A 13,041-nucleotide genomic window follows, 5' to 3' on the forward strand; every position below is an offset into this window, starting at 1 on the left:
GCATTTCAGCCGTTCTAATAGAATTCTTGTGCGAAAAATTTATGCATTCAGCCAGTTATAAATAAAGGCCGCTAGTTGTTAACTAGCGGCCTTGGGCATAATTAATTGAAAAATTTATTTTTTCAATTCTTTTGCCAGATACAACCAAGTTTCAATCACGGTATCAGGATTGAGAGAAATGGTTTCAATTCCTTCTTCAATCAACCATTTGGCAAAATCAGCATGGTCAGATGGACCCTGTCCACAAATACCAATGTATTTGTTTAACTTGCGACAAGCCTGAATTGCCAGACTGAACATCACTTTAACTGCCGGGTCGCGTTCATCAAAAGTGCCAGCAATCGGGCCACCACTATCACGATCTACGCCCAGAGTTAACTGAGTCATGTCGTTGGAACCAATAGAGAAGCCATCGAAGTATTTCAGGAATTGTTCAGCTAGTACAGCATTGGTTGGCAATTCGCACATCATAATCAGGCGCAAGCCATTTTTACCGCGCTCCAGACCATTATCCTTCAGGGCACGAACTACATGTTCTGCTTCTTTTAGGGTACGTACAAATGGAATCATGATTTCAACATTGGTCAGACCCATTTCATCACGGACATATTTCAGGGCTTTACATTCAAGCGCAAAACAGTCTTTGAAATCATCTGACACATAACGTGCTGCACCACGGAAGCCTAGCATCGGATTTTCTTCATGTGGTTCGTATTTGTTACCACCTAACAGATTGGCATATTCGTTTGTCTTAAAGTCAGACATACGCACAATCACTTTTTTCGGATAAACGGAAGCAGCAAGTGTGGCAACACCTTCAGCAATTTTATCAACGTAAAAATCTACCGGAGAGGTATAGCCAGCAATACGGTCGATGATAGTGGCCTGCATTTGCTCATCCTGCTGGTCAAAATCCAGCAAGGCGCGCGGGTGGATACCAATCTGGCGATTAATAATAAATTCCATGCGTGCCAGACCAATACCATAACCAGGTAAGCCGGAGAAGCTGAAAGCCAGCTCTGGATTACCTACATTCATCATGATTTTGGCTGGTGATTCAGGCATATTGTCTAGAGGTATTTCATTAACATCAACCTTCAATAAACCTTCATAAACATAGCCAGTGTCTCCCTCGGCACAGGATACTGTTACTTCCTGACCATCCTGCAAGGCAGAAGTTGCATTACCACATCCTACTACGGCTGGAATACCCAGTTCACGCGCAATAATAGCAGCATGGCAGGTACGGCCGCCACGATTGGTAATGATGGCAGAAGCGCGTTTCATCACTGGTTCCCAGTCTGGGTCAGTCATGTCGGTTACCAGCACATCACCTGGCAAAACCTTGTCCATTTCATCAACGCTTTTAACCAGTCTTACTTTGCCCTGACCCACTTTCTGGCCAATGGCGCGACCTTCAACCAGAATGGCAGATTTGTCATTAATCTGGTAGCGACGCAGTACGCGGCTGTTATTTTCCTGTGATTTTACGGTTTCAGGACGGGCTTGCAGAATATACAGTTTGCCATCAATACCATCACGCCCCCATTCGATATCCATCGGACGGCCATAATGTTCTTCAATAATCAGCGCGTATTGAGCCAGCTCGGTAATTTCTTCCGCACTGATAGAGAATTTTTTCCGTTCAGCAGGCTCTACATCCACGGTCTGTACAGACTTACCTGCCTGTGCCGCATCAGTGAAAACCATTTTGATCAGTTTTGAACCCATGGTTTTACGCAAGATAGCCGGGCGGCCTGCACGCAAGGTAGGCTTATGTACGTAAAATTCATCAGGGTTTACTGCGCCCTGTACTACGGTTTCACCCAAGCCATAAGATGAAGTAATGAATACCACCTGATCAAATCCGGATTCGGTATCCATGGTGAACATTACGCCGGATGCGCCTTTATCAGAGCGTACCATGCGCTGTACGCCGGCAGAAAGTGCTACTACATCATGAGCAAAATTCTTGTGAACTCGATAGGAAATGGCACGATCATTATACAGGGAAGCAAATACATGATGCATGGCTTCCTTGACATTTTCATAGCCACTGATATTCAAAAATGTTTCCTGCTGGCCTGCAAAAGAGGCATCCGGTAAATCTTCAGCAGTAGCAGAAGAGCGCACAGCCACGCAAATCTGGTCTGTACCGGCATCTGCTACCATTTTTTCCCATGCAGCCTGCAAATCTGATTCCAGTTCAGGCGGAAATGGGGTATCCATAATCCATTGACGGATTTGTTTACCTACTCTTGCCAATTCGGCAACATTATCGACATCAAGTGCATTGAGTTCGTTATTAATCCGTTCACTCAAACCTTCGTAAGCAAGAAATTTGCGATAGGCTTCGGCAGTGGTAGCAAAACCACCGGGGACACGCACACCTTTTTCAGTGAGCTGTGAAATCATCTCGCCAAGAGAAGCATTTTTGCCGCCGACGCTTTCAACATCAGTCATGCGCAAATTTTCAAACCAGATTACGTTATTACCGGCCATGATGGTTATCCAGTGTGGAGTGTGAAAGTTGAAGACGGTCTATTCTAACTAGTCAGGTATAAAATGTCATGTATTTTTGGCTATTTATCTGCTCTTTGTGAATATAGTTTAGCTTTTGTCAAACACCTTTTACTTACAAATCATTGATAGCATAAGTATTTTAATTACAATATCGATTTTTTAGCTGAATATATCAATTTAATTTGCTTATTAACAATTTAAATTTAAATATATGACAAAAATAGCTTAAAGTATGCGTATTTATGCCGGAATAACGCAAGTTCAATATGATTTATTTTTCCAAACCAGTTATTGAAAAAAGCCAACACTGAAATATGAGTTAGGAGAAAACTTCATTTACAATAGATGATCTATTCAACTGTCGCAATTTCTTTAACTTTGATTGTATAAATAATTATGAAACCTGTACGCCAAGTTTTTTTTGTTTCCGACCGCACCGGAATTACAGCTGAAAGTATGGGGCTGGCTTTGCTGAATCAGTTTGACAATATTGAATTCAAACGTGCTACCTACCCTTTTGTAGACACAGAAACAAAAGCACGTGAAATTGTTGCTTTAATCAATAATGCTGCAAACCATTGTGAAACCCGCCCGCTGGTTTTTTCGAGTATTGTTGATGAAAATGTTCGCGAGCTGATTAAAACCAGTGCCGGTTTGCACATGAGTTTTTATGATGCTTTTATTGGAGAACTGGAAGATGAGCTCGCCACCGAGGCCAATCATTCTATCGGCCGTACCCATGGCATGCATGACACCGAACGTTACGACAAGCGTATGGAGGCAATTAATTTTGCTCTTAATCATGATGATGGTATTACAGATCGGGAATTAAAAAAAGCCGATGTGATTCTGATGGGTGTATCCCGCAGCGGTAAAACCCCTACCTGCCTGTATCTGGCACTACAGTATGGTATTCGCGCGGCCAACTATCCCCTTATTCCTGAGGATCTGGAAAGCAGTGAATTACCCAGAATGCTACAGCCGTTCCGGCAAAAATTATATGGATTAACTATTGACGCTGACCGCCTGCATCATATTCGTTCGGAGCGGCGTCCTGATTCACGCTATGCCAGCAGAGATAATTGCCGGCGTGAAATTTTAACTGCAGAAGATATGTTTCGCCGTTTTAATATTCCTTATACCAATACGACTCACAAATCCATTGAAGAACTGGCCGCCAGTATTATTCTGGCGGCAAAGTTACAGCGTCGGTTCTAAAGTTGTTTAATTCTGTGTATTTTCGCCCTGAAAATTTTCAGGGCTTTTTTATTGTTGTCAGCCATATTAGTGTGAATATGCTGTTTAGACAGACAAGAAAAATGTTCTTTCTCGCGTGCAATTGGCATTATCTTTCAGAGCATGCAAGCAGAAAAAATTTCTCTTCGATACTTTAACTTAAGAATTCTTGCCATTTTTTTCACGGCATGGGATTATGCAATACAGAATTCGGAAATTCTCTTAACTATTAAAACTTTGAGACTGATTTATGGAATTGCGCCCAGTTATTGGTATTCCGTGTGATGTGAAGCAAATGGGTAAGTGGAATTTTCACGCTGTGGGCGAAAAATACATACAGGCCGTACAGGATAGTGTCGGTGATGTGATTCTGCTGCCAGCACTGGCTGACCAGACTGTATTACAGCGTTTACTAGCACTAGTAGATGGTGTTTTTCTACCTGGCTCCTATTCCAATATCGATCCAAAATGGTATGGCGAAGCTACTGCCCGTGAAGGAACACTACAGGACACGGCTCGCGACCACACCACTTTGCCGCTTATCCGGCAACTTATCGACAAAGGTATACCGCTTTTCGGAGTTTGCCGCGGCTTGCAGGAAATCAATGTCGCACTTGGCGGCACGCTCTATCAGCATTTACAGGAAATACCAGGTTTTCTGGATCACCGGGAACCAGATAATCAACCAATTGAAGTACAGTACGATGATGCGCACATTGTCAACCTGCATGCAGACAGTTTATTGATGCTGTGGCTGGCCGCAGACCAGCAACAGTATGCTGTTAATTCTTTACATCAACAAGGAGTTAAAACTTTAGCACCTGGGCTTAGCATAGAAGCAACTGCACCAGATGGCCTGATTGAAGCATTCAGGATTGATGCCGCGCCGTTATTTGGCTATGCAGTGCAATGGCATCCTGAATGGCTATATGGGCAAAAACCGCTTTCTATCGCTATTTTTAAAGCTTTTCGTGAAGCATGTATGCAATATAAATTGCATAAGCAAAAGGAATCATTTTAAGGTGACTTATGTATGATGGCATATTTAACTGGCTCAAAGAACATGGTATTACTGAAGTAGAATGTATCTTGCCAGATATTACAGGTGTAGCTCGCGGCAAAATTATTCCCAAAGACAAATTCATATCTGAACCGGATATGCGTTTACCTGAAGCAGTGTTGCTGCAAACGGTTACCGGCGAATATCCGCAGTCGAGTCTGCTGGATGAAACTGATGCAGATATGGAATTAAAGCCAGACCCTACAACATTACGGTTTGTTCCCTGGGCGCAGGAACCCACAGCATCACTGATATTCGACTGTTTCTCCCCAGAGGGTTTACCGGTAGAGACCGCGCCACGCAATGTCCTCAAACGCATACTGAAACTGTATGAAAATATGGGGTTGGAGCCGATTGTTGCTCCTGAAATGGAATTTTATCTGATTTCGCCCAATCCTGATCCGGATGTACCGCTGCAACCACCGATAGGCCGTACAGGACGCAGTGAGTTTGGCCGGCGCTCTTATGCCGTGGATGCAGTTAATGAGTTTGACCCGCTATTTGAGGAAATATACGACTATTGTCATGAACAGAATCTTGAAGTAGACACCTTGATTCATGAAATTGGTGCCGCACAGATGGAAATTAATTTTCTGCATGGCAATGCACTGGATTTGGCTGATCAGGTATTTCTGTTTAAACGTACTGTACGGGAGTCAGCATTTCACCACAAAATGTATGCCACTTTTATGGCCAAGCCTATGGAAGGTGAACCGGGAAGTGCCATGCATATTCACCAGAGTCTGAATGACGTAAAAAGCGGTAATAATGCTTTCAGCAATGCCGATGGCACACCTTCAGATCTGTTTTTTCATTTTATTGGCGGTTTGCAAAAATATCTGCCTCTTACCATGCCATTTTTTGCCCCGTATGTGAATTCATTTCGCCGCCTGACCCGTTTTACCGCGGCACCAACCAACGTAGAATGGGGTTATGACAACCGTACGGTTGGCTTACGTGTTCCTCGTGCCAGTGCCAAAGGCCGGCGCATTGAAAACCGGCTGGCCGGGGTGGATGTCAATCCCTATCTGGCGATAGCCTGCTCACTGGGCTGTGGCTATCTGGGAATTAAAGAACAGTTACAGCCGCGCACGCCCATGAGCACTAATGCATATTCTCTGCCCTATCAGTTTCCTACCACACTGGAAGAGGCCATAGAACGCCTGCGCCAGTGTGAACCAATACATGATCTATTGGGGCAACGTTTTGTCGAAATGTACATTGCAGTCAAAGAACAGGAAGTATCTGAATATTTTCGGGTAATCAGTCCATGGGAACGTAAATATCTACTGTTGCATGTTTGAACCACGTACATGGCCGGTTCTGCGGGTTTGCTGCTGTTCACAGCAAGCTTAGCAAACAGCCTGTATCATTTTTAACAAAGGAGTATTTTATATGACTAAAAAAACCGATAGCAAACACGCCGTAAAACATCACCTGCATCCATTTTCAGACAATGCCCAGCTTAAAAAACATGGCGTACGTATGATGGTTAAGGCTAAGGGTATTTATGTCTATGACAGTGACGGCAATGAAATCATTGATGGCATGGCCGGCTTATGGTGTGTGAACATTGGTTACGGACAAAAGAAACTGGCTAAAATTGCCGAGAAACAAATGGAGGTTTTGCCATTTTATAATACTTTTTTCAAAACCACCCATCCGGCTGTAATTAAATTATCCGAAAAACTGGTAGAAATTACCCCGCCTGAATTTAATCATGTGTTCTATACAAATTCTGGTTCGGAATCAGTTGATACCATGATTCGTATGGTGCGTCATTACTGGACATCAGTAGGACAACCAACCAAAAAAATCATTATTGGTCGCTGGAATGGCTATCACGGTTCAACCCTTGGCGGAGCCAGCTTGGGCGGTATGAAAAGCATGCATGAACAGGGTGATTTACCCATAGCTAATATCGTCCATATCGAACAGCCCTGGTATTACGGTTTAGCCAACAACAATGAAAGTGAAGAAGAGTTTGGTATCCGTGCGGCCAATTGGCTTGAAGAAAAAATCCTGTCCCTGGGTGCGGATAAAATTGCAGCATTTGTTGGCGAACCTATTCAGGGCGCAGGTGGCGTGATTATTCCACCAGCAAGCTACTGGCCACGAATTGAAGCAATCTGCAAAAAATACGATATTTTGCTGGTAGCGGATGAGGTAATTTGTGGCTACGGCCGTACCGGAAGATGGTTTGGCTTCGAAACACTCGGCTTTACTCCTGATATCTTTACTACGGCTAAAGGATTGTCTTCCGGATATTTACCCATTGGAGCTGTTATGGTAAATGACAGGGTAACTGAAGGCCTGCTGGCAGGTGGTGATTTTAATCATGGCTTTACTTATAGCGGCCATCCGGTTTCAGCAGCAGTGGCGTGCGAAAACCTGAACATACTTGATGATGAAAATATTATTGAAAAGGTACGCACCAAAACCGGCCCATATCTGCGTAAACGCTGGCAGGAAACATTCAGCCAGTTTAAATATGTTGCAGATATCCGAGCAGAGGGTCTAATGTGTGGTTTCACTCTGGTAAAAAACCGCGAAACGCGAGAATTTTTTGAAAATTTTGGTACCACAGGTTTAATTTGCCGTGATATCTTTTTCAAAAACAATCTGATTTTCCGCGCCTGTGGTGACCACATGGTAGCAGCTCCACCGCTGATTATTTCCAAAAAGGAAATCGATACCATGCTGGCCATTGCCGCTACCTGTATGCGTGAATTTGAAGAACTAATGGATAAAAAGCTGAGCAGTGATGCTGATAAGACAGCCTGACATTCACACAGGCAAAAGACCTGAGCTAGGGCTCAGGTCTTTTTAATTCAGTTAACGCTGAGGCCTTACAGCCATGCTAATTACACCCCATGCCTTTTAAAGCCATATTGGTTACCGAATTCAACCCCAGATTCGCAGCATTCTGTGGCGTTAAAGTAAGCGGAACAGTCCGTTTAACCAGCACCAAACCATAAACTGCGGCCAAATGCGGCCACCAGCGGTTACCCATATACTCGATGGCTTGATGATTTTTCCCGAAACAGCCAGGGACGCCATAACCCATAAACTTTCCTTCTTCAAGATACAAGCCATATTGTTGCATCCGGCTCACTACAGCACTTGCAGATAAAAGATTTAAAGCTGGCCGGCTGTGTATGCAGCGCTTATAAAACAGGCGCCAGTATCCCTGAACATTCAGCCCGGTTAGGATAACATGACCTCCCGGCACTAATACCCGTGCTATTTCCGCTATGGCTGCATCATGACTGGATATCATATCCAAACCATGCGGCCAGATAATTGTATCCATACATGGTTGTACCCAAGGTAAAGCCGTACTGTCAGCAACAATAGCCACATTTGCATCAGCCTGTTCGCTTTGTACAATATACTGCGACTCTGCGGCAAATACATTCTGAAACTGCCACCGTGGCAAGCCGCATTGCATAATAGTTCCAAAACGCAATACTGATAATTGATGCCTTATAAACTGCTGTTCAAGCTGGCTAAGATACAAACCAAAAGCATGCTCTGCCAGCCAGTTTTCCAATCGCGGATAACTCATTCACAACACCATTGCGCATATGTTAAATAAATATCATGGCCATTTAAAAGATTCTATCGCATTTGCAACATTACTGTAAAAATAGGGATTTATCCTTGACTGTTAAGGAATTCCTCTTTAATATTAATGGGATTTTGCATAAATTTTACGGTTATACGAATGGCTCAATTGAAGCATATGGTACTGGCACTCACTAGCCTGGTACTCGCTCCCTCTATCTCATTTGCCCAATCTTACACCAGTAATGGCATCGGATTATCAATCATGAATTTGAATGCGGCCACCCTTAAAGGCAAAGCGCATCCTACTCATGATATCTGGGGGCGTATGCGTCAGGATTTTCGTATGACTGAAGTCAATCCTGAAATTGTTCGCAAGCATGAGCAATACTATTCAAGCCACGGCGACTATTTCAATCGCACCATTCTACGCAGTCAGCCATATTTATATCACATTGTGAATGAGGCAGAAAAACGCCAGATGCCGGCTGAAGTAGCTTTATTGCCTTTTATTGAAAGTGCTTTTGTCAGCAAGGCAAAATCTCGCGTGGGTGCATCAGGATTATGGCAGTTTATGCCCCACAGCGGCCGCCAGTATGGACTGGAACAAACCAATCTTTATGATGGCCGTCATGACGTATATGCTGCTACCGATGCTGCTTTAACCTATCTGCAATATCTTTACAGCCTGTTTGGTGATTGGTCGCTGGCACTGGCTGCTTACAACTGGGGTGAGGGCAATGTAGGTAAAGCCATCAAACGCGCCCAGCTGGCCGGCATTGCTCCTACCTATGAAAATCTACGTATGCCTAATGAAACCCGTAATTACGTGCCTAAACTGCTGGCTGTACGCAATATTATTGAAAATCCACAGGCATTTGGCATCCATCTGGCTTCCGTACCAAATCGTCCTTATTTTGAAGCCATCAGTATCGACCAGCCGATTGATATTGATGCGGCTGCCCGCTTGGCCAATATTTCTACTTCAGAATTCTTAACACTCAATCCAAGCTTCAAGAGCCCGGTATTCATTCCCAAAGAAAACCGCAAAATGCTGCTGCCGATTACCGCAGTGAATACGTTTGAACGTAATTACCGCAGCGCAGATAAAAGCAGCCTGCTGTCCTGGAATGTCTTTAAAGCTTTTGCACCTACCAGTGTGGCAGATTTAGCAGCCCAGACCGGCATGAGCAGTGCAGAAATCAAACGGCTGAATAATCTTAGCAGTAACACTGTTCCAGCCGGACGCAGCCTGCTGATCAGTAAAAACAGCTTGAATACTCAGATTCTGGATTCTTTCAGCAACAGTGATACCGACCCCTTGCTGAATATTGCCATGGCACAGCCTGTGTTGCCTCCCGGCACATTCGTGACCCATCCTACTGTAGCAGTAGCCCAGTCAAACAATATAGTTAACAATAATCAGGAAGCTCTAACTATTACCCGTACATCTACGGTGGCTACCACTGCGCTTAATGCCGAACAGCCATTGCTGGAAAATACAACAACACAGACAGTGACAGTTGCTACCACCACACCAGCACCATTAGCAGCAGAAAATAGTGACGCATTGATGCAAATGGCACAGACTGCTCAACTACAGGCCGCCGCTGCCGCTTCTGTACAAAAAGTACTGGCACAGGCTGAGCGCGAGGAAGCACAGGTTTCCCGTGTAGCTGAAAACCGTTCTGAGCGTGCTGCACGCAAGATAATTAATGTTGCCGACAGCCGCCGTAATGTCGCCCATAAAGTGAACAAGGGTGATACTTTATTCTCAATTGCCCAGCGCTATAACATCAATGTTGCCGACCTTGTAACGGCGAATAATCTGCGAGGCCACAACCTACAAGTGGGGCAGGTACTGAAAATTGATACCAATGTTAACAGCAAACGCATGCTGGCTTCAGCACGCAGGACTGGCAATAGTAAGACCAGCATTATTCCAGCGTCCTATACTGTTAAAAAAGGCGATACCCTTACCAGCATTGCCCAGCGCCTGAATATCCCCGTAAGCAAACTCAAGAAAGTCCATGGTAAGCAGATGTTACGCCCGGGGCAAAAACTTAAACTGACCAATATGTAATCTAGTTTTTTGTCAAAGCTTCAGTGCTAAAAATCAGGGTTAGTGCTCAATGCACTAACCTTTTTTATTAAAAGTAAATCTGCTTAGTTCTTTTGCGGAATGAATATACAGGTAGTTGCTACTCCGATAACCATTATCGTACCGGCCAGAACCTGCATATCCACAGACTTTTTAAGCAATATAATTGCCATTATTATTAACCTGAAAACCGTTTTCATTGCCAGAAAAATACCACTTACACTGACTGAAGCATTTTCTAGTCCTTTATTCCTTCGGCATCAAGCAGTAACCAGAGTTCAACCAATATTCAGTTAAACTATTGCATCCATGTCCTGAATGGAATAATGCCCCACGTACACCCTGCACCAGTATCACTGGTCACCAACAGTATTATCTGTCTGTAACATTAAAGCCGTTGAGATATAACGTCCATTCTGTGCAACATGTTCTGCCGCAGACGAATCCAGACAGCCTTTTACAATAGCCGAAGTCAACACCAGCACAGTACTAAGCTATGCAATATTGCTCTTGTCTTTTCCTGTTTACCTACCCCAATCCCATACTGAAAAAACCACAACACTGATTTGCCTACCGATATATTGACCAACGTATTAACAACCATCTTTATTTCCCCCATCACGACTCATAATTAATATTAATGGATATTCCGTGGGCAAAAGCATGCATATTAGCAGACACAATTTTTTATAAACTGCTAGAATCCTGACAGCAGGATTCAGAATTTGATTAAGTCCTTTTCAGACTTCAAAGAAATTTTTAATTATGTTTTATTTTAGTATTAATAGCCCAGACAACCATCATCTTGGTTTTCTGGTGTTGATGGACGAAGATGATTCCACCTATACCAGTGGTGCTACCGGTTATTATGCAATTAAAGCGCAGGCAGATGAGGCAGACCGGCAAGCATGCCCGGTACAATGGCAGATATTGCAGCAATTATCCCAACATAACAGTCTAAGCTGGTACAGACAGTCCGATTATGTGCAATTATGTGATGCTGAAAACAATATTATCGGCCGTTTGCAGCAACAGTATCTTAGCCTGTGCGGCCAGCATTTTCTGCTGAACGACCTCACCGGCACCCTGTAACCATTCAGTACCTTTTTGCAAGGTCATATATGCCTACACCTGATATATTGCCATCTGGCAACCAGTTTGCTTTTGCCCATACCAGAAGGTTCCTGCCGCTGTTTGGTACCCAATTTTTTGGTGCATTTAACGATAATCTGTTTAAAACCGCCCTGTTTGTGCTGATTAGCTTTTATGGCCTGGGCGCCAACTCCTGGCTACCTGCTAGCCAGATGTTAAATGCCGGTGCCTTACTGTATATTCTGCCCTATTTTTTGTTTTCTGCTCTATCTGGCGAATTATCCAACAAACTGGATAAAGCCATACTGGCGCGCTGGATTAAAGCCGCAGAAATCTGCATTATGCTGGTAGCTGGCCTTGGCTTCTGGCTACACTCGGTAGCAATATTAATGCTGTGCCTGTTTCTGATGGGAACACACTCTACCCTGTTTGGCCCCTTAAAATACGCTATTTTGCCCGAATACCTGCCACAATATGAATTACTCAATGGTAACAGTCTGATTGAAAGTGGCACCTTTTTGTCTATCCTGTTGGGGCAGATTTTCGGTACCATCCTGGCAGGCACAGACGCAGCCTGGCTGTTTGGTATTCTGCTGTTTGTAGCCATATTGGGACAACTGGCCAGCATGTTTATGCCACGCGTACCGGCACAGATTCCCCAGCAGTATATTGATGCAAACATTTTGCGCAGTACCAAACAGCTACTCAAGCAAACCTATCAGCAAAAAAACGTCTGGGTAGCCATAATCGGTATTTCCTGGTTCTGGCTGATTGGTTCGGTTTATATTACTCAGCTTCCCACTTTCACCCGCCTGAATCTTGGCGGTAATGAGGCGGTATTTAATCTGATGCTTACTTTGTTTTCATTGGGCATTGGTAGTGGTTCGATTGCCTGTGCACGCCTGAGCCGGCATCAGTTACATCTTAGTCTGGTTATATTAGGTACGCTTGGCATGAGTATCTTTGGTCTGCTGCTGGTGTGGGTCACTCAGGCACAGCATAGTCTGCCCATTGAGGGTATCAGCACATTTCTGAGCCGACCCAATAGCATAATGGTTATGCTGTGCATAATTGGTATTGGCTTTTGCGGTGGTTTCTTCTCCCTGCCGCTATATACATGGCTGCAAACGGCCAGCAGCAATGAATTCCGTGCTCATGCAGTTGCTGCCAATAACATTATTAATGGCCTGTTTATGGTCTGTGCAGCAATATTAAGCGCAGTGCTTATCTGGCTGTTTAACAGTATTAATGCCCTGTATCTGATTGTAGCTTTGGGAAATGTGCCGGTTTTATTTTATTTATGGTGCAATCAGGAATTACGCCTTGATTTTAAGAGATTTATTTTACGCAAACATTAAAACCTTTACTTGACAGCTTTAAATTAGAGTTTTGAAATGAGTATAATACCGGATGGTTTTAATAAACAGTAATTTGATTAAAGCCAAAATCCCATTTCATTAGC

9 protein-coding genes are annotated in these 13,041 nt (G+C 43.8%); 7 read left to right on the plus strand and 2 right to left on the minus strand.

The window, feature by feature from the left end; translation table 11 throughout:
* Positions 1 to 114 precede the first annotated feature (114 nt).
* On the minus strand, positions 115 to 2,502 hold the full coding sequence (gene ppsA / locus GYX26_RS06675; RefSeq protein WP_174828611.1) for a phosphoenolpyruvate synthase: 2,388 nt from the start codon (positions 2,500 to 2,502) through the stop codon (positions 115 to 117).
* Positions 2,503 to 2,919: 417 nt separating this feature from the next.
* Here ppsA and GYX26_RS06680 point away from each other — a divergent pair, with 417 nt between their 5' ends.
* From GYX26_RS06680 to GYX26_RS06695, 4 genes are all read left to right on the plus strand, one after another.
* Positions 2,920 to 3,741 carry a pyruvate, water dikinase regulatory protein gene (locus tag GYX26_RS06680; protein WP_100089943.1) on the plus strand — a complete coding sequence of 274 codons (822 nt, stop codon included), beginning with the start codon at positions 2,920 to 2,922 and terminating at the stop codon, positions 3,739 to 3,741.
* Positions 3,742 to 4,009: 268 nt separating this feature from the next.
* Complete coding sequence (locus GYX26_RS06685) at positions 4,010 to 4,780, plus strand: gamma-glutamyl-gamma-aminobutyrate hydrolase family protein (protein ID WP_174828612.1); 771 nt, start codon at positions 4,010 to 4,012, stop codon at positions 4,778 to 4,780.
* Positions 4,781 to 4,788: 8 nt separating this feature from the next.
* Positions 4,789 to 6,123, plus strand: a complete 1,335-nt coding sequence (locus GYX26_RS06690) for a glutamine synthetase family protein (protein ID WP_100089945.1) — start codon at positions 4,789 to 4,791, stop codon at positions 6,121 to 6,123.
* Positions 6,124 to 6,214: 91 nt separating this feature from the next.
* Positions 6,215 to 7,603 carry an aspartate aminotransferase family protein gene (locus tag GYX26_RS06695; RefSeq protein ID WP_174828613.1) on the plus strand — a complete coding sequence of 463 codons (1,389 nt, stop codon included), beginning with the start codon at positions 6,215 to 6,217 and terminating at the stop codon, positions 7,601 to 7,603.
* Between the two features lie 76 nt (positions 7,604 to 7,679).
* Here the strand turns inward: GYX26_RS06695 and GYX26_RS06700 are convergent, their stop codons facing one another.
* Complete coding sequence (locus GYX26_RS06700) at positions 7,680 to 8,387, minus strand: class I SAM-dependent methyltransferase (RefSeq protein ID WP_174828614.1); 708 nt, start codon at positions 8,385 to 8,387, stop codon at positions 7,680 to 7,682.
* Between the two features lie 159 nt (positions 8,388 to 8,546).
* On the opposite strand from GYX26_RS06700, the gene GYX26_RS06705 reads away from it, so the two are divergent.
* From GYX26_RS06705 to GYX26_RS06715, 3 genes are all read left to right on the plus strand, one after another.
* On the plus strand, positions 8,547 to 10,469 hold the full coding sequence (locus GYX26_RS06705; RefSeq protein WP_174828615.1) for a LysM peptidoglycan-binding domain-containing protein: 1,923 nt from the start codon (positions 8,547 to 8,549) through the stop codon (positions 10,467 to 10,469).
* 783 nt (positions 10,470 to 11,252) lie between these two features.
* Positions 11,253 to 11,579 (plus strand): hypothetical protein, encoded by a 327-nt coding sequence (locus tag GYX26_RS06710; RefSeq protein WP_100089950.1) that lies wholly within the window; start codon positions 11,253 to 11,255, stop codon positions 11,577 to 11,579.
* 29 nt (positions 11,580 to 11,608) lie between these two features.
* Entirely contained in the window at positions 11,609 to 12,937 is a 1,329-nt protein-coding gene (locus tag GYX26_RS06715) for an MFS transporter (protein ID WP_174828616.1), read from the plus strand.
* Positions 12,938 to 13,041: the final 104 nt, after the last annotated feature.

Source organism: Snodgrassella sp. ESL0253 (assembly GCF_013344965.1).
Taxonomy (GTDB): Bacteria; Pseudomonadota; Gammaproteobacteria; order Burkholderiales; family Neisseriaceae; genus Snodgrassella; species Snodgrassella alvi_B.

What these genes read in the sequence shown, in the direction of transcription:
- GYX26_RS06715 (WP_174828616.1), top strand. Translation starts at nt 11,609, where the DNA reads ATGCCTACACCTGATATATTGCCATCTGGCAACCAGTTTGCTTTTGCC.
- GYX26_RS06695 (WP_174828613.1), top strand. Translation starts at nt 6,215, where the DNA reads ATGACTAAAAAAACCGATAGCAAACACGCCGTAAAACATCACCTGCAT.
- GYX26_RS06710 (WP_100089950.1), top strand. Translation starts at nt 11,253, where the DNA reads ATGTTTTATTTTAGTATTAATAGCCCAGACAACCATCATCTTGGTTTT.
- GYX26_RS06680 (WP_100089943.1), top strand. Translation starts at nt 2,920, where the DNA reads ATGAAACCTGTACGCCAAGTTTTTTTTGTTTCCGACCGCACCGGAATT.
- GYX26_RS06705 (WP_174828615.1), top strand. Translation starts at nt 8,547, where the DNA reads ATGGCTCAATTGAAGCATATGGTACTGGCACTCACTAGCCTGGTACTC.
- ppsA (WP_174828611.1), bottom strand. Translation starts at nt 2,502, where the DNA reads ATGGCCGGTAATAACGTAATCTGGTTTGAAAATTTGCGCATGACTGAT.
- GYX26_RS06690 (WP_100089945.1), top strand. Translation starts at nt 4,789, where the DNA reads ATGTATGATGGCATATTTAACTGGCTCAAAGAACATGGTATTACTGAA.
- GYX26_RS06685 (WP_174828612.1), top strand. Translation starts at nt 4,010, where the DNA reads ATGGAATTGCGCCCAGTTATTGGTATTCCGTGTGATGTGAAGCAAATG.
- GYX26_RS06700 (WP_174828614.1), bottom strand. Translation starts at nt 8,387, where the DNA reads ATGAGTTATCCGCGATTGGAAAACTGGCTGGCAGAGCATGCTTTTGGT.